This window comes from Pseudomonas sp. KK18, assembly GCF_037094675.1.
GTDB lineage: Bacteria > Pseudomonadota > Gammaproteobacteria > Pseudomonadales > Pseudomonadaceae > Aquipseudomonas.
Genome location: NZ_CP146605.1, coordinates 6537763 through 6554093, shown reverse-complemented (window position 1 = coordinate 6554093; position 16331 = coordinate 6537763). Strand labels below are relative to the sequence as shown.

12 protein-coding genes, 2 tRNA genes and 2 rRNA genes are annotated in these 16331 nt (G+C 56.8%); 8 read left to right on the top strand and 8 right to left on the bottom strand.

Annotation, left to right across the window (positions count from 1 at the left end; all coding sequences use genetic code 11):
• Nucleotides 1-64 precede the first annotated feature (64 nt).
• Nucleotides 65-487 carry an OsmC family protein gene (locus V6607_RS29855; protein WP_003210947.1) on the top strand — a complete coding sequence of 141 codons (423 nt, stop codon included), beginning with the start codon at nucleotides 65-67 and terminating at the stop codon, nucleotides 485-487.
• A gap of 64 nt (nucleotides 488-551) precedes the next feature.
• Here the strand turns inward: V6607_RS29855 and coq7 are convergent, their stop codons facing one another.
• From coq7 to hemJ, 6 genes are all read right to left on the bottom strand, one after another.
• Nucleotides 552-1199, bottom strand: coding sequence for a 2-polyprenyl-3-methyl-6-methoxy-1,4-benzoquinone monooxygenase (coq7, locus tag V6607_RS29850; RefSeq protein ID WP_003210945.1), 648 nt, complete (start codon nucleotides 1197-1199; stop codon nucleotides 552-554).
• Between the two features lie 196 nt (nucleotides 1200-1395).
• A complete protein-coding gene (locus V6607_RS29845; RefSeq protein ID WP_003210943.1) occupies nucleotides 1396-1734 on the bottom strand; it encodes a histidine triad nucleotide-binding protein in 339 nt (112 codons plus the stop codon).
• A gap of 46 nt (nucleotides 1735-1780) precedes the next feature.
• Complete coding sequence (locus tag V6607_RS29840) at nucleotides 1781-2569, bottom strand: SDR family oxidoreductase (protein WP_003210941.1); 789 nt, start codon at nucleotides 2567-2569, stop codon at nucleotides 1781-1783.
• Nucleotides 2570-2631: 62 nt separating this feature from the next.
• The gene (locus V6607_RS29835; protein ID WP_003210940.1) at nucleotides 2632-3597 is read right to left on the bottom strand and encodes a DUF805 domain-containing protein; all 966 of its coding nucleotides are present in this window, start codon (nucleotides 3595-3597) and stop codon (nucleotides 2632-2634) included.
• A gap of 63 nt (nucleotides 3598-3660) precedes the next feature.
• Nucleotides 3661-4629 carry a nitronate monooxygenase family protein gene (locus V6607_RS29830; protein WP_008434459.1) on the bottom strand — a complete coding sequence of 323 codons (969 nt, stop codon included), beginning with the start codon at nucleotides 4627-4629 and terminating at the stop codon, nucleotides 3661-3663.
• 24 nt (nucleotides 4630-4653) lie between these two features.
• Nucleotides 4654-5082, bottom strand: a complete 429-nt coding sequence (gene hemJ / locus V6607_RS29825; RefSeq protein WP_003210937.1) for a protoporphyrinogen oxidase HemJ — start codon at nucleotides 5080-5082, stop codon at nucleotides 4654-4656.
• A gap of 136 nt (nucleotides 5083-5218) precedes the next feature.
• On the opposite strand from hemJ, the gene argC reads away from it, so the two are divergent.
• Together argC and erpA are read left to right on the top strand one after the other, a co-directional pair.
• Nucleotides 5219-6253 carry an N-acetyl-gamma-glutamyl-phosphate reductase gene (gene argC / locus V6607_RS29820; RefSeq protein ID WP_003210935.1) on the top strand — a complete coding sequence of 345 codons (1035 nt, stop codon included), beginning with the start codon at nucleotides 5219-5221 and terminating at the stop codon, nucleotides 6251-6253.
• A gap of 162 nt (nucleotides 6254-6415) precedes the next feature.
• Nucleotides 6416-6766 carry an iron-sulfur cluster insertion protein ErpA gene (gene erpA, locus V6607_RS29815; protein WP_003176443.1) on the top strand — a complete coding sequence of 117 codons (351 nt, stop codon included), beginning with the start codon at nucleotides 6416-6418 and terminating at the stop codon, nucleotides 6764-6766.
• Between the two features lie 66 nt (nucleotides 6767-6832).
• Here the strand turns inward: erpA and V6607_RS29810 are convergent, their stop codons facing one another.
• Together V6607_RS29810 and V6607_RS29805 are read right to left on the bottom strand one after the other, a co-directional pair.
• Nucleotides 6833-7924 carry an anhydro-N-acetylmuramic acid kinase gene (locus tag V6607_RS29810; RefSeq protein WP_134327402.1) on the bottom strand — a complete coding sequence of 364 codons (1092 nt, stop codon included), beginning with the start codon at nucleotides 7922-7924 and terminating at the stop codon, nucleotides 6833-6835.
• A 3-nt stretch (nucleotides 7925-7927) separates the two neighbouring features.
• On the bottom strand, nucleotides 7928-9343 hold the full coding sequence (locus V6607_RS29805; protein ID WP_003210931.1) for a peptidoglycan DD-metalloendopeptidase family protein: 1416 nt from the start codon (nucleotides 9341-9343) through the stop codon (nucleotides 7928-7930).
• Nucleotides 9344-9554: 211 nt separating this feature from the next.
• Between V6607_RS29805 and tyrS the strand changes: the two genes are divergently transcribed.
• The 5 genes from tyrS (at nucleotide 9555) to V6607_RS29780 (ending at nucleotide 16226) form a co-directional block, all read left to right on the top strand.
• Nucleotides 9555-10754: a tyrosine--tRNA ligase gene (tyrS, locus tag V6607_RS29800; protein ID WP_003210928.1), complete on the top strand. Its 1200-nt coding sequence runs from the start codon at nucleotides 9555-9557 to the stop codon at nucleotides 10752-10754.
• Nucleotides 10755-11305: 551 nt separating this feature from the next.
• Nucleotides 11306-12842, top strand: a 16S ribosomal RNA gene (locus V6607_RS29795).
• 83 nt (nucleotides 12843-12925) lie between these two features.
• A tRNA-Ile gene (locus V6607_RS29790) sits at nucleotides 12926-13002 on the top strand.
• Between the two features lie 30 nt (nucleotides 13003-13032).
• A tRNA-Ala gene (locus V6607_RS29785) sits at nucleotides 13033-13108 on the top strand.
• Between the two features lie 224 nt (nucleotides 13109-13332).
• A 23S ribosomal RNA gene (locus V6607_RS29780) occupies nucleotides 13333-16226 on the top strand.
• The 16S and 23S rRNA genes sit together here with 2 tRNA genes alongside, the layout of an rRNA operon.
• Nucleotides 16227-16331 lie beyond the last annotated feature (105 nt).

Here is a 16331-nt window from a genome sequence, read left to right as displayed (position 1 = left end):
AACGCTGCCGGCCCAAAGTGCTGTGCTAAGCTGGCGACCCTTTTTTAGCAGTGGAGTCTGGGCGATGAAGGCACGCATCCAATGGGCGGGCGAAGCCATGTTCCTCGGTGAGTCGGGCAGTGGCCACGTGGTGGTCATGGACGGCCCGCCGGAGGCCGGTGGCCGCAACCTGGGCGTACGCCCGATGGAAATGCTCCTGCTCGGTGTAGGCGGTTGCAGCAATTTCGATGTGGTGAGCATCCTGAAGAAGTCCCGCCAGGCGGTGGAAAGCTGCGAAGCATTCCTGGAAGCCGAGCGTGCCACCGAAGACCCGAAGGTGTTTACCAGGATCCACATGCACTTTGTCGTCAAGGGCCGGGCGTTGAAAGAAGCCCAGGTCAAGCGGGCCATCGAGTTGTCGGCGGAGAAGTACTGCTCGGCCTCGATCATGCTGGGCGCTGCGGGCGTTGCCATCACTCATGATTACGAGATCATTGAGTTGGGCTGATTCTTCAATCGGCAGGCAAAAAGAAAGGGCGCTTGATAGCGCCCTTTTTTGTTTTCTGCTGAAACTAGATGCGGTACGTGCTTTTGGTCATGACCTTGGCCAGCAGGCTCATGCCAAATTTCACCGGTGCCGGGAAGCGGAAGCCGCCCGCGTCCAGCGCGCTTTCGGCGTGATGTTCTTCATCAATGCGCATCTGCTCAAGAATCGCCCGGGACTTTTCGTCTTCAGCCGGCAGTTGCTCGAGGTGTTCATTGAGGTGTTTGCACACCTGATGCTCGGTGGCGGCCACAAAACCCAGGCTGACTTTGTCGCTGATCAGCCCGGCCACCGCACCAATGCCAAACGATAAGCCGTAGAACAGCGGGTTCAGCACGCTCGGATGGCTGTTCAACTGGCGAATGCGTTGTTCGCACCAGGCCAGGTGATCGATTTCTTCTTCGGCGGCATGTTCCATCGCGGCGCGCACTTGCGGCAGCTTGGCGGTCAGGGCCTGGCCCTGGTACAGCGCCTGGGCACAGACCTCGCCGGTATGGTTGATACGCATCAGGCCGGCGACGTGGCGGGTGTCGGTCTCGCTCATCTGCGCTTCGGGCCGCACGATGGCGGGCGACGGGCGGTGCGGTTGGCCGCTGAATGGCAGCAGCGTGCGCATGGCCGTATCGGCTTGCAGCAACAGACGATCAATCGGCGAGTAGTGACGTTGGGTAGTCATGCTGACCTCCGGGAAGAATCTCGGCGGCCAGTTTACCGCAAGAGAGGGGGAAGCGTTTGCGCTGGGTCAAATTGCTTGTGTGGCGAGGGAGCTTGCTCGCGTTGGAGTGCGCAGCGCTCTCGTTTTTGGGGCTGCTACGCAGCCCAGCGGGAGCAAGCTCCCTCGCCACAGCAAGCTGCCTCGCCACAGGTAGTGCTCAGCCCGGCGGCCAGTTCATCTGGCGTTGACCCAGAACATGCATGTGGATGTGATAAACGGTCTGTCCGCCATCTTCGTTGCAGTTCATCACCACACGGAAGCCCTTTTCACAGCCTTGCTCAACCGCCAGGCGCTGGGCGGTGAACAGGATATGCCCGGCCAGCGCCTTGTCTTCCTCGGTGAGGTCGTTGAGGGTGCGGATCGGCTTTTTCGGAATCACCAGGAAATGCACGGGTGCCATTGGCGCGATGTCGTGAAAGGCCAGGACCTGGTCATCCTCGTAGATGATCTTCGCGGGTATTTCTCTGTTGATGATCTTGGTGAACAGAGTATCCACAGCTGTTTCTCCATTGTGAAAGTGCAGGGTGAGTGTACTCAGGCGATCAGCGCGGGCAATAGGCCTTGTTGATCGCGCCGGCAATCTTGCGGGTCAGCCAGCGCGGGCTCAGGCGCGGGCTGAACGCCAGCCAGCGATTACGCCGGCCGGGAATGATGATGGCTTTGTTCCTGGCCAGCGCACGCACGGTGTAGAGCGCGACTTCTTCCGGGCTCATCAACTGTTGGCTGCGATCCAGCTTGGCGGTGTCCATTTGGGCGGTGCCGAAGAATGCGGTGCGGGTCGGGCCGGGGCAAAGGACGGAAACCTTGATGCCGCAGGTCTTCAGTTCCTCGCGCAAGCCTTCGGAAAAGTGCAGCACGTAGGCCTTGCTGGCGTAGTAAGTGCTCATCCACGGGCCGGGTTGGAACGCGGCAACCGACGCGACGTTGAGAATCTGCCCGCCGCCGTGCAGGGCCATGGCGTTGCCGAGGGCATGGCACATGCGGGTCAGGGCGAGGATGTTGACCTCCATCAGGTCCTGCTCGGTCATCCAGTCCTGCGCCAGGAACGGGCCGCTGGTACCGATGCCGGCGCAGTTGACCAGCAGGTCGATTTGCCGCTCGCCTTCTTCCAGTTCCAGCAGGAACCCGGAGAGCCGCAGGGGCTCGCCCAGGTCACAGGCACGGAACAGCACCTCGACGCCGAAGCGCTGAGTCAATTCGATTGCAATGCTTTCCAACTGATCACGCTGGCGGGCCACCAGAATCAAGCTGCGGCCGCGACGGGCCAGTGCTTCGGCCAAGGCCAGGCCGATGCCGCTGGAGGCACCGGTGATCAGAGCGTAACGGGTCATGCGTTTCTCCATCGCAACGCTACCGGGCCTGTGACAGAGGCGTCACAGGCGTCGGGCGTTTTTCACTGTTGCGTAGAGTCTACAGGTTCGGCTGTGTCGTCAGCACTTTGCACATCGACTTCATCGACGGTGGTGGCCTGGTCGCTGTCGTCATCGGAGTTGATGGAGCTGCTTTCGTAGCTGCCACCTACATCGCTTTCCAGTTGATCCAGGTAGCCGCTCATGCCCACCAACACCGCGCCGGCAAATACCAGCGGAATGAATGCGAGCCACAATGCGGAGAGGATTTTCACCGCAGTGGAGTTACGCGGTGGTGGCGCGCCGTACTGGTTTGCGCCCGTGTTACCGGGGAGGACCATCAGCAGGATCGGGAAGATGCTGCCAACGAAGGGCACCAGATGCAGGAACCACAGCCAGCCGGACCAGCCCAGGTCATGCAGGCGCTGCACGGTGATCTGTACGCTGACCCACACAGCGGCCACGAGTATGGCAATCCCCACCAGGAAGCCAATGACCATGGCAATCGTCGGAGAGACCGCAGCGATACCAAGTCCGACGGTGAAGAACACGCTTGAGACGAGGAGGATCACCACGCTCAGCACCAGCGTCCACGCCAGGAAGCGCAGGCGTCCGATCCGGCCGTTGACGGTGAATACCTTAAGGGTGGAAAACTCCGGCAGGTTCTCGCCAACCGCGGCCCGGGGCGGGGCGTAAGGCGATGCGGCGGGGCGGGTGTAGTCAGTCGCGCTGCCGGAGTCCGTTTCATGGGTTTCGGCAAGGCTGAAGGCGACCGGCTGCTCTTCTTCTATCCGCGCATCCACCCCGGCGTTTTTCAGCGCTTGCAGATAGGTCTCGGCATCGGCGCGGGAAAGGTCGCGTTTCAGCGCGACCGGGCGGCCGGTGAAAAGCTTTTCGATCGCGTCGACATCACTTTTGAACAACTCGGCGAGGTTCAGCTTGGCGGTGGTGCTTTCGACACCCGGGAGCAATGCGCCATCAAACACAATCTTGAAACGGTTGTCGCTCATGCGGGCATCCTTGTCACTTGAATAGGGGAGGCCTGCCTTGATCAGCAGGCTTTGAATCGCGGATCAGCGTGGCCAGCGTTCAGGCAATTGTGCCGCATGCTCGAGCGCCTTGCGGTATTCGGCATCCAGGCGGGCCACGAGTTCATCGACGCTGGGCAAATCATCAATCTCTCCGACGCCCTGGCCGGCGGACCACACGGTCTTCCAGGCTTTGGCTTCGTCGTTGAGTGGCTTGAGCTTGGAGCCAAAATTGACTTCACCCTTGCCTTGCAGCGCGGCGAGGTCGAAACCGGCATTTTCCAGGCTCTGGCGCATGAAGCTTGCGGGAACACCGGAGACGGCTGGAGTGTGCACGATGTCGGCGGCGCGCGATGTGAGCAGCATCTCTTTATAGGCATCCGGGGCATGGCTTTCGGTGGTGCCGATAAAACGCGTGCCGAAATAGGCCAGGTCGGCGCCGAGCAGTTGCGCGGCGAGGATTTCGTGGCCGTGGTTCAGGCAACCGGCGAGCAGCAGGGTTTTGTCGAAGAACTGACGGATTTCTGCGATCAGCGAGAACGGGCTCCAGGTGCCGGCGTGGCCACCTGCGCCCGCCGCAACGGCGATCAGGCCATCGACGCCGGCTTCAGCGGCCTTTTCGGCGTGGCGCCGGGTCGTGACATCGTGGAATACCAGGCCGCCGTAGCTATGCACCGCGTCTACCAATTCTTTCACCGCGCCCAGGCTGGTGATGACGATCGGCACCTTGTGCTCGACGCAGATCGCCAGGTCAGCTTCCACCCGCGGGTTACTGTTGTGCACGATCAGGTTGACCGCATAGGGCGCCGGGTTATCCAGCAGCGCCAGGCCCGCTTCGATTTCTTCCAGCCACGCCTTGAAGCCGCTGCTTTCCCGCTGGTTGAGGGCAGGGAAGCTGCCGACGATCCCGTTGCGGCAGCAGGCCAGCACCAGTTGCGGGTTGGAGATCAGAAACATCGGCGCAGCCACGACGGGCAGGCGCAGATTTTGTTCGAGCGAAGCGGGCAGCGACATTGGAAGTACCCCGAGTAATAGAGATTAGAACGGTTTGACCACGACCAAAATTACGATAGCCAGCAATATCAGAACTGGCACTTCATTGAACCAGCGATAAAAGACATGGCTGCGGGTGTTTTCGCCACGGGCGAAACGTTTTACCTGCGCGCCGCACATATGGTGGTAGCCGATGAGCAGTACTACCAGGGTCAACTTGGCGTGGATCCACCCGCCGGATTGAAAGATGGCCGGGTTGAGGTAGATCAGCCAGCCGCCGAACACCAGGCTGGCGATCATCGCCGGGCCCATGATGCCGCGGTACAGCTTGCGCTCCATCACGCTGAAGCGTTCCTTGCTGATGGTGTCCTCGCTTTGGGCGTGGTAGACGAACAGGCGCGGAAGGTAGAACAGCGCGGCAAACCAGCAGACGATGCTGACGATATGAAAGGCTTTGACCCATAGATAAAGCATTTTTAGTTATTCCCAGGTTCACGGTAGCTGAAGATAGTAGTGGCTCTAGCGTCTACACGTCATGTTGAAGGTTGTCGCAGGACGATACGAACCCTATTATCGACGGCTTTCCAGTGGGTTCGTTGAGGGCAGGGTTATGGTCAAGGTCGGTATCGTCGGCGGCACGGGTTACACCGGTGTCGAATTGCTGCGTCTGTTGGCTCAGCATCCGCAAGCTGAGGTGGTGGTGATCACTTCACGATCCGAGGCCGGCCTGGCTGTGGCCGATATGTACCCGAACCTGCGAGGCCACTATGACGGCCTGGCGTTCAGCGTTCCGGATATCAAGACCCTGGGCGCGTGTGATGTGGTGTTCTTTGCCACGCCTCACGGTGTGGCCCATGCCCTGGCGGGCGAGTTGCTGGCCGCCGGTACCAAGGTGATCGACTTGTCGGCAGACTTCCGCCTGCAGGACGCCGATGAGTGGGCCAAGTGGTACGGCCAGCCTCACGGTGCACCGCAGTTGCTGGAAGAGGCGGTGTACGGCCTGCCGGAAGTCAATCGTGAGCAGATCAAGCAAGCACGCCTGATCGCCGTGCCGGGTTGCTATCCGACAGCTACGCAGTTGGGTTTCCTGCCATTGCTGGAAGCCGGGCTGGCGGATGCATCGCGGCTGATTGCTGACTGCAAGTCGGGCGTCAGTGGTGCTGGTCGTGGGGCCGCTGTAGGTTCGCTTTACTCCGAGACGTCGGAAAGCATGAAAGCCTATGCAGTCAAAGGCCATCGTCACTTGCCGGAAATTCGCCAGGGGCTGCGTCGTGCTGCGGGCAAGGATGTCGGCCTGACGTTTGTGCCGCACCTGACACCGATGATCCGCGGGATCCACTCCACACTGTATGCGACGGTCGTTGATCGCTCGGTAGACCTGCAGGCGCTGTTTGAAAAGCGCTATGCCAATGAGCCGTTCGTCGATGTGATGCCGGCGGGCAGCCACCCGGAGACCCGCAGCGTGCGCGGTGCCAACGTGTGCCGTATCGCAGTGCATCGTCCACAGGATGGTGACCTGGTGGTGGTATTGTCGGTCATCGACAACCTGGTCAAGGGCGCTTCGGGCCAGGCTGTGCAGAACATGAACATCCTGTTTGGCCTGGATGAGAAGCTGGGCCTGTCCCACGCGGGCATGCTGCCGTAAATTTTCTGCTGTTGCGCAAAGGCCCGTTGATCGGGCCTTTCGTGTTTTTAATGGCCGCTGCGCAGATTGATATACCGTAACAATAGTTGACCGCTTTTCTAGGAGAAGCGGATAATGCCCGCCATCACGCATATGGCGGCGCTACGCCGGGAGATTATCAGCATGAGCGTTGAATCCTTCACCCCCACGGCTTTGCAATTCACCCACGGTGCTGCGCACAAGGTGAAGAGCCTGGTCGATGAAGAGGGTAATGATCGCTTGAAGCTGCGCGTATTTGTTACGGGCGGCGGTTGTTCAGGGTTTCAGTACGGTTTTACCTTCGATGAAGACGTGGCCGATGACGACACCATCGTTGAGCGCGAGGGCGTCAGCCTGGTTGTCGATCCGATGAGCTTCCAGTACCTGGCAGGAGCCGAGGTGGACTATCAGGAAGGTCTGGAAGGTTCGCGCTTCGTGATCAAGAACCCGAATGCCACCACCACTTGTGGTTGCGGGTCTTCGTTCTCGATCTGATCGACAGCGGATATAAAAACGCCGCTTGGCCTTGATAGGGCCAAGCGGCGTTTTGCTGTGTGGGATTCAGGCGGGGTAGATCGCGCCGAGTACACGAAGGCCGCGGGCGCCGGTGACGCTGGGGCGGTTGGCGGCGATGCCTTCCAGGCAGCAATGGGCCAGCCAGGCGAACGCCATGGCTTCGACCCAGTCAGGGTCTACGCCGCAGGTGGCGGTGCTGCTGACCTGGGTCGCCGGCAGCAGGGCGCTCAGGCGGCTCATCAAGGTTGCGTTGTGGGCGCCGCCGCCGCAGACCAGCAGGGTTTCGGTCTGTGGTTGGGCGGTTTGCAGGGATTCGACGATGGTCAGGGCAGTCAGCTCGAGCAATGTGGCTTGCACGTCCTGGGCTGCGAATGGCGGCAATCGTCCCAGGTGATGCTCAAGCCATCCCAGGTTGAAGACTTCGCGACCGGTGCTTTTTGGCCCTTTGGTCACAAAGAACGGATCGCTGAGCAATGCCTTGAGTAGCTGGGGTTCAACCTTCCCGCTGGCAGCCCACTGGCCATCGCGGTCGAAGTTCTCGCCGCGTTGCTGGTGAATCCAGGCATCCAGCAGGACATTCCCCGGGCCGCAGTCGAAGCCCGCGACCGGTTTGCCGGTCTCGATCAGGCTGAGGTTGCTGAAGCCGCCCACATTCAGTACGGCGCGGTTGCCCGTACGCTCGCCAAACAGTGCCTCATGAAATGCAGGCACCAGCGGGGCGCCTTGGCCTCCGGCGGCGACATCGCGGCTACGGAAATCACTGACGACGGTGATTCCCGTCAATTCGGTGAGCAGCGCCGGGTTGCCGATCTGCACGGTAAAACCCCGTGCAGGTTCGTGACGAATGGTTTGGCCGTGGCTGCCAATCGCTCGAATGTCCTGGGGCTTGAGGTTCTGCTGATCGAGTAGGGCGTGAATACCTTGGGCGGCAAGCGTCACCCAGTTCTGCTGCGCGAGCGCCGAACGGGCAATCTCGTCCGGGCCGCTGGCGCACAGGCCAAGCAGCTCGGAACGCAGGGATTCAGGCATGGGGATGTAGTGGGTGGCGATCAGCTTGATCGCCGAGCCTTGCTCGATCAGCGCAATGTCCAGGCCATCAAGGCTGGTCCCGGACATCACACCTATATAGAGCGACATGGCTTAGCGCTTCGCCGAAGCCAGGAGAGTAGAGCGCTCCTGGTCCATGCGGGCCATCAATGGCTGGCTCTGCTGCAGGAAGCGAGCGCGCTCGGCCTTGGCGATCGGGTCGGCCATTGGCAGCTTCTGGCCCAGTGGGTCGACGTGCACGCCGTTGACCTGGAACTCGTAGTGCAAGTGCGGGCCGGTGGACAGCCCGGTAGTGCCGATGTAACCGATCACCTGGCCCTGCTTGACGTTGCCGCCGGTCTGGATGCCCTTGGCGAAACCTTGCATGTGGCCATACAGCGTGCGGTAGGTGGCCCCGTGCTGGATGATCACGGTGTTGCCGTAGCCGCCACGGCGACCAGCCAGCAAGACCTTGCCGTCACCGGCAGCCTTGATCGGCGTGCCACGCGGGGCGGCGTAGTCGACGCCTTTGTGAGCGCGAATTTTGTTCAGAATTGGATGCTTGCGACCCATCGAGAAACGCGAGCTAATACGGGCGAAGTCAACCGGGGTACGGATGAACGCCTTGCGCATGCTGTTGCCGTCGGCGGTGTAGTAGCTGCTGTTGCCTTGTTTGTTGGTGTAGCGCACGGCGGTGTAGGTCTTGCCACGGTTGGTAAACCGCGCAGAAAGGATGTTACCGGTGCCGACGACCTTGCCGTTGGCGACCTTCTGTTCGTAGATCACGTCGAATTCGTCGCCCTGGCGAATGTCCTGGGCGAAGTCGATGTCGTAGCCAAACACGCTGGCCATGTCCATGGTCATGCTGTGGGACAGGCCGGCGCGGGCGGCGGACTGCGACAGCGAGCTGTTGATCACGCCGTGTACATAGGCGGAGCGCATGACCGGCTTGGTGGTGATGCGGTTGAACGCAAAGCCCTTGGCGCCTTTGGTCAGGGTGATGCTTTCCAGGTCGCTGACGTTGCTGTGCAGGTTGGTCAACTGGCCGTCGGGCGCCAGTTCGAATTCAAGCTTCTGGCCATGCTTGAGTTGGGTGAATTGCTTGGCCTGCTTGTCGCTTGCCAGTACATCGTTGACCGTCGCGGCGGGGAGGCCGACCTTTTCGAACAGGGTCGAAAGGGTGTCGCCCTTGGCAACAATGACTTCCCGGTGCAGCGGGTTCTTGGGTGCCTCTACTACCGCAGGTTCGGCCTGCGCGGTTTCCTTAGTGTCTTCGGCGCTGCTTTCGATCTGGGCAAACGGCGATTCGGCTGCGCCATTTGTGGCTTGAAGTGCGTCGGAAGCGTCTTGATCTTGTGTCAGTTGCTCAACCGGACTTTCAAGGTCAAGGCTTAGGGTCGTTCGTTTGGCTTCTACGTCGCTGGAAGGAAATACCAGGAGTGCCAGGCTCAGAAGGGCGGCGATCCCACTTGCGGCGAGCAGGTGGGTCTTCGGGTAAAGCGGCGGCGCTTTAGACGGTTCAGTGGTCATAAGTAATTTTGACTTTGAAAAGATGAATTGGAAAAGATGAATGACATGATGAAGATGAAATAACTGTATAAAATATAACCAAATCATCTGTGGTGCAAGCTTGCGAACGCTGGGCTTGCTGAACGGTGTCCGTGCGCAGGGCAAAACTTGTAATTAGTCCCTGATCTTGTATGGTTGGTTCCCTTTTGAATCTGAGCCTTGCGGGTCTGTTATGAAGTCGGTTGAAGAGCAGCTAGCGCTGATCAAACGTGGTGCGGAAGAACTGTTGGTCGAAGCTGAGCTGATCGAAAAGCTCAAGCGTGGCCAGCCCCTGCGTATTAAGGCCGGCTTTGATCCGACGGCGCCGGATCTGCACCTTGGGCATACGGTGCTTATTAATAAGCTGCGCCAGTTCCAGGAACTGGGGCATCAGGTGATCTTCCTTATAGGTGACTTCACCGGGATGATCGGCGATCCGAGCGGCAAGAGCGCTACGCGTCCGCCGCTGACCCGTGAGCAGGTTCTCGATAACGCCGAGACCTACAAGACCCAGGTCTTCAAGATTCTTGATCCGGCCAAGACCGAGGTGGCCTTCAACTCCACCTGGATGGATCAGATGGGGCCGGCGGATTTCATTCGTCTTACGTCCCAGTACACCGTTGCTCGCATGCTCGAGCGCGATGACTTCGATAAGCGCTACTCCACTAATCAGCCGATCGCTATCCATGAGTTCCTGTACCCATTGGTTCAAGGGTATGACTCGGTGGCGTTGCGTGCCGATGTCGAGCTGGGCGGTACTGATCAGAAGTTCAACCTGCTGATGGGGCGTGAGCTGCAGCGTGCGTATGGGCAAGAGGCTCAGTGCATTCTGACGATGCCGTTGCTGGAAGGGCTGGATGGCGTCAAGAAGATGTCCAAGTCCCTGGGTAACTATGTCGGTATCCAGGAAGCGCCGGGTGTGATGTACGGCAAGCTGGTTTCGATTCCGGATGCGCTGATGTGGCGTTACTTCGAACTGTTGAGTTTCCGCTCGATGGATGAGATCAATGCATTGCGTGCTGAAGTGGAAGCTGGGGCTAACCCGCGGGATGTGAAGATCAAGCTGGCTGAAGAGATTGTTGCGCGCTTCCATGGTGAAGAGGCTGCGGCCAGTGCTCACCGTGCTGCGGGTAACCGTATGAAGGATGGCGAGCTGCCGGATGATCTGCCTGAGATTGAATTGACTGCTGGCGAGGCAATGCCGATCGCTGCCGTCCTTAATAAGGCGGGCCTGGTGAAGAACTCGGCGGTGGCGCGCGACCTTCTGGGGTCTGGCGGTGTACGTATAGATGGTGAGGTTGTCGATCGCACCTTTATATACGAACTGGGCGCGACCCACGTTTGCCAGGCCGGCAAGAAGGCATTTGCGCGTATTACGCTTAAATCCGAATAAACCTGAAATTAACTGTTGACGGCGTTTTATATCTGTCTATAATTCGCCCCACTTCCGGCGCAGTCGAAACGGAAAACTCCTTGGTAAACAAAGAGTTATGTAGGTTTCGACAGCGAGTTGCTTCAGATTATCGAAGCCCAGAAGGAGTTAGTAAGGCGGTGTTGTTTGGCCCTATTAACGGTTCGATCTCTCGGTCGAAAGCGGAGAAAAAGAGGTGTTGACAGCAGCGTGTAACGCTGTAGAATTCGCCTCCCGCTAACGAGAGATCGGAAGCGCAAGTGGTTGAAGTTACAAAGGAAACTTTGAAAACTTCTGAAAATAATCACTTGACAGCAAATGAGGCTGCTGTAGAATGCGCGCCTCGGTTGAGACGAAAGATCTTAACCAACCGCTCTTTAACAACTGAATCAAGCAATTCGTGTGGGTGCTTGTGGGGTCAGACTGATAGTCAACAAGATTATCAGCATCACAAGTTACTCCGCGAGAAATCAAAGATGTAACCAACGATTGCTGAGCCAAGTTTAGGGTTTCTTAAAAACCCAAAGATGTTTGAACTGAAGAGTTTGATCATGGCTCAGATTGAACGCTGGCGGCAGGCCTAACACATGCAAGTCGAGCGGTAGAGAGAAGCTTGCTTCTCTTGAGAGCGGCGGACGGGTGAGTAATGCCTAGGAATCTGCCTGGTAGTGGGGGATAACGTCCGGAAACGGACGCTAATACCGCATACGTCCTACGGGAGAAAGCAGGGGACCTTCGGGCCTTGCGCTATCAGATGAGCCTAGGTCGGATTAGCTAGTTGGTGGGGTAATGGCTCACCAAGGCGACGATCCGTAACTGGTCTGAGAGGATGATCAGTCACACTGGAACTGAGACACGGTCCAGACTCCTACGGGAGGCAGCAGTGGGGAATATTGGACAATGGGCGAAAGCCTGATCCAGCCATGCCGCGTGTGTGAAGAAGGTCTTCGGATTGTAAAGCACTTTAAGTTGGGAGGAAGGGCAGTAAATTAATACTTTGCTGTTTTGACGTTACCGACAGAATAAGCACCGGCTAACTCTGTGCCAGCAGCCGCGGTAATACAGAGGGTGCAAGCGTTAATCGGAATTACTGGGCGTAAAGCGCGCGTAGGTGGTTCGTTAAGTTGGATGTGAAATCCCCGGGCTCAACCTGGGAACTGCATTCAAAACTGACGAGCTAGAGTATGGTAGAGGGTGGTGGAATTTCCTGTGTAGCGGTGAAATGCGTAGATATAGGAAGGAACACCAGTGGCGAAGGCGACCACCTGGACTGATACTGACACTGAGGTGCGAAAGCGTGGGGAGCAAACAGGATTAGATACCCTGGTAGTCCACGCCGTAAACGATGTCAACTAGCCGTTGGGAGCCTTGAGCTCTTAGTGGCGCAGCTAACGCATTAAGTTGACCGCCTGGGGAGTACGGCCGCAAGGTTAAAACTCAAATGAATTGACGGGGGCCCGCACAAGCGGTGGAGCATGTGGTTTAATTCGAAGCAACGCGAAGAACCTTACCAGGCCTTGACATCCAATGAACTTTCTAGAGATAGATTGGTGCCTTCGGGAACATTGAGACAGGTGCTGCATGGCTGTCGTCAGCTCGTGTCGTGAGATGTTGGGTTAAGTCCCGTAACGAGCGCAACCCTTGTCCTTAGTTACCAGCACGTAATGGTGGGCACTCTAAGGAGACTGCCGGTGACAAACCGGAGGAAGGTGGGGATGACGTCAAGTCATCATGGCCCTTACGGCCTGGGCTACACACGTGCTACAATGGTCGGTACAGAGGGTTGCCAAGCCGCGAGGTGGAGCTAATCCCAGAAAACCGATCGTAGTCCGGATCGCAGTCTGCAACTCGACTGCGTGAAGTCGGAATCGCTAGTAATCGCGAATCAGAATGTCGCGGTGAATACGTTCCCGGGCCTTGTACACACCGCCCGTCACACCATGGGAGTGGGTTGCACCAGAAGTAGCTAGTCTAACCTTCGGGGGGACGGTTACCACGGTGTGATTCATGACTGGGGTGAAGTCGTAACAAGGTAGCCGTAGGGGAACCTGCGGCTGGATCACCTCCTTAATCGACGACATCAGCTGCTCCATAAGTTCCCACACGAATTGCTTGATTCATTGAAGAAGACGATAAAGAAGCAGCCCGAAATTGGGTCTGTAGCTCAGTTGGTTAGAGCGCACCCCTGATAAGGGTGAGGTCGGCAGTTCGAATCTGCCCAGACCCACCAATTTTGTGTGGGAAACGCCTGTAGAAATACGGGGCCATAGCTCAGCTGGGAGAGCGCCTGCCTTGCACGCAGGAGGTCAACGGTTCGATCCCGTTTGGCTCCACCATTAACTGTTTCTACTGTTAGAGTTTAGAAATGAATATTCGCCAATGAATATTGATTTCTAGTCTTTGATTAGATCGTTCTTTAAAAATTTGGGTATGTGATAGAAAGATAGACTGAACGTTACTTTCACTGGTAACGGATCAGGCTAAGGTAAAATTTGTAAGTAATTGCGAATTTTCGGCGAATGTCGTCTTCACAGTATAACCAGATTGCTTGGGGTTATATGGTCAAGTGAAGAAGCGCATACGGTGGATGCCTTGGCAGTCAGAGGCGATGAAAGACGTGGTAGCCTGCGAAAAGCTTCGGGGAGTCGGCAAACAGACTTTGATCCGGAGATGTCTGAATGGGGGAACCCAGCCATCATAAGATGGTTACCTTACACTGAATACATAGGTGTATGGAGCGAACCAGGGGAACTGAAACATCTAAGTACCCTGAGGAAAAGAAATCAACCGAGATTCCCTTAGTAGTGGCGAGCGAACGGGGACTAGCCCTTAAGTGGCTTTGAGATTAGCGGAACGCTCTGGAAAGTGCGGCCATAGTGGGTGATAGCCCTGTACGCGAAAATCTCTTAGTCATGAAATCGAGTAGGACGGAGCACGAGAAACTTTGTCTGAATATGGGGGGACCATCCTCCAAGGCTAAATACTACTGACTGACCGATAGTGAACTAGTACCGTGAGGGAAAGGCGAAAAGAACCCCGGAGAGGGGAGTGAAATAGATCCTGAAACCGTATGCGTACAAGCAGTGGGAGCAGACTTTGTTCTGTGACTGCGTACCTTTTGTATAATGGGTCAGCGACTTATTTTCAGTGGCGAGCTTAACCGAATAGGGGAGGCGTAGCGAAAGCGAGTCTTAATAGGGCGTCTAGTCGCTGGGAATAGACCCGAAACCGGGCGATCTATCCATGGGCAGGTTGAAGGTTGGGTAACACTAACTGGAGGACCGAACCGACTACCGTTGAAAAGTTAGCGGATGACCTGTGGATCGGAGTGAAAGGCTAATCAAGCTCGGAGATAGCTGGTTCTCCTCGAAAGCTATTTAGGTAGCGCCTCATGTATCACTGTAGGGGGTAGAGCACTGTTTCGGCTAGGGGGTCATCCCGACTTACCAAACCGATGCAAACTCCGAATACCTACAAGTGCCGAGCATGGGAGACACACGGCGGGTGCTAACGTCCGTCGTGAAAAGGGAAACAACCCAGACCGTCAGCTAAGGTCCCAAAGTTATGGTTAAGTGGGAAACGATGTGGGAAGGCTTAGACAGCTAGGAGGTTGGCTTAGAAGCAGCCACCCTTTAAAGAAAGCGTAATAGCTCACTAGTCGAGTCGGCCTGCGCGGAAGATGTAACGGGGCTCAAACCATACACCGAAGCTACGGGTATCATCTTCGGATGATGCGGTAGAGGAGCGTTCTGTAAGCCTGTGAAGGTGAGTTGAGAAGCTTGCTGGAGGTATCAGAAGTGCGAATGCTGACATGAGTAACGATAATGGGTGTGAAAAACACCCACGCCGAAAGACCAAGGTTTCCTGCGCAACGTTAATCGACGCAGGGTTAGTCGGTCCCTAAGGCGAGGCTGAAAAGCGTAGTCGATGGAAAACAGGTTAATATTCCTGTACTTCTGGTTATTGCGATGGAGGGACGGAGAAGGCTAGGCCAGCTTGGCGTTGGTTGTCCAAGTTTAAGGTGGTAGGCTGGAATCTTAGGTAAATCCGGGATTCTAAGGCCGAGAGCTGATGACGAGTTATCTTTTAGATGACGAAGTGGTTGATGCCATGCTTCCAAGAAAAGCTTCTAAGCTTCAGGTAACCAGGAACCGTACCCCAAACCGACACAGGTGGTTGGGTAGAGAATACCAAGGCGCTTGAGAGAACTCGGGTGAAGGAACTAGGCAAAATGGCACCGTAACTTCGGGAGAAGGTGCGCCGGTGAGGGTGAAGGACTTGCTCCGTGAGCTCATGCCGGTCGAAGATACCAGGCCGCTGCGACTGTTTATTAAAAACACAGCACTCTGCAAACACGAAAGTGGACGTATAGGGTGTGACGCCTGCCCGGTGCCGGAAGGTTAATTGATGGGGTTAGCTAACGCGAAGCTCTTGATCGAAGCCCCGGTAAACGGCGGCCGTAACTATAACGGTCCTAAGGTAGCGAAATTCCTTGTCGGGTAAGTTCCGACCTGCACGAATGGCGTAACGATGGCGGCGCTGTCTCCACCCGAGACTCAGTGAAATTGAAATCGCTGTGAAGATGCAGTGTATCCGCGGCTAGACGGAAAGACCCCGTGAACCTTTACTATAGCTTTGCACTGGACTTTGAATTTGCTTGTGTAGGATAGGTGGGAGGCTTTGAAGCGTGGACGCCAGTTCGCGTGGAGCCAACCTTGAAATACCACCCTGGCAACTTTGAGGTTCTAACTCAGGTCCGTTATCCGGATCGAGGACAGTGTATGGTGGGTAGTTTGACTGGGGCGGTCTCCTCCTAAAGAGTAACGGAGGAGTACGAAGGTGCGCTCAGACCGGTCGGAAATCGGTCGTAGAGTATAAAGGCAAAAGCGCGCTTGACTGCGAGACAGACACGTCGAGCAGGTACGAAAGTAGGTCTTAGTGATCCGGTGGTTCTGTATGGAAGGGCCATCGCTCAACGGATAAAAGGTACTCCGGGGATAACAGGCTGATACCGCCCAAGAGTTCATATCGACGGCGGTGTTTGGCACCTCGATGTCGGCTCATCACATCCTGGGGCTGAAGCCGGTCCCAAGGGTATGGCTGTTCGCCATTTAAAGTGGTACGCGAGCTGGGTTTAGAACGTCGTGAGACAGTTCGGTCCCTATCTGCCGTGGACGTTTGAGATTTGAGAGGGGCTGCTCCTAGTACGAGAGGACCGGAGTGGACGAACCTCTGGTGTTCCGGTTGTCACGCCAGTGGCATTGCCGGGTAGCTATGTTCGGAATAGATAACCGCTGAAAGCATCTAAGCGGGAAACTAGCCTCAAGATGAGATCTCACTGGAACCTTGAGTTCCCTGAAGGGCCGTCGAAGACTACGACGTTGATAGGTTGGGTGTGTAAGCGCTGTGAGGCGTTGAGCTAACCAATACTAATTGCCCGTGAGGCTTGACCATATAACACCCAAGCAATTTGCGTCGAAGAGACCAGATTGCGGTGTGTGAAGACGAAACGAACCGAAAGTTCGAGATCTTACAAACACCTAGCTATCACATACCCAA

Coding starts and splice junctions, on each gene's coding strand:
- V6607_RS29855 (WP_003210947.1), top strand. CDS start 65: ATGAAGGCACGCATCCAATGGGCGGGCGAAGCCATGTTCCTCGGTGAG.
- coq7 (WP_003210945.1), bottom strand. CDS start 1,199: ATGACTACCCAACGTCACTACTCGCCGATTGATCGTCTGTTGCTGCAA.
- V6607_RS29840 (WP_003210941.1), bottom strand. CDS start 2,569: ATGACCCGTTACGCTCTGATCACCGGTGCCTCCAGCGGCATCGGCCTG.
- V6607_RS29835 (WP_003210940.1), bottom strand. CDS start 3,597: ATGAGCGACAACCGTTTCAAGATTGTGTTTGATGGCGCATTGCTCCCG.
- V6607_RS29830 (WP_008434459.1), bottom strand. CDS start 4,629: ATGTCGCTGCCCGCTTCGCTCGAACAAAATCTGCGCCTGCCCGTCGTG.
- hemJ (WP_003210937.1), bottom strand. CDS start 5,082: ATGCTTTATCTATGGGTCAAAGCCTTTCATATCGTCAGCATCGTCTGC.
- argC (WP_003210935.1), top strand. CDS start 5,219: ATGGTCAAGGTCGGTATCGTCGGCGGCACGGGTTACACCGGTGTCGAA.
- erpA (WP_003176443.1), top strand. CDS start 6,416: ATGAGCGTTGAATCCTTCACCCCCACGGCTTTGCAATTCACCCACGGT.
- V6607_RS29810 (WP_134327402.1), bottom strand. CDS start 7,924: ATGTCGCTCTATATAGGTGTGATGTCCGGGACCAGCCTTGATGGCCTG.
- V6607_RS29805 (WP_003210931.1), bottom strand. CDS start 9,343: ATGACCACTGAACCGTCTAAAGCGCCGCCGCTTTACCCGAAGACCCAC.
- tyrS (WP_003210928.1), top strand. CDS start 9,555: ATGAAGTCGGTTGAAGAGCAGCTAGCGCTGATCAAACGTGGTGCGGAA.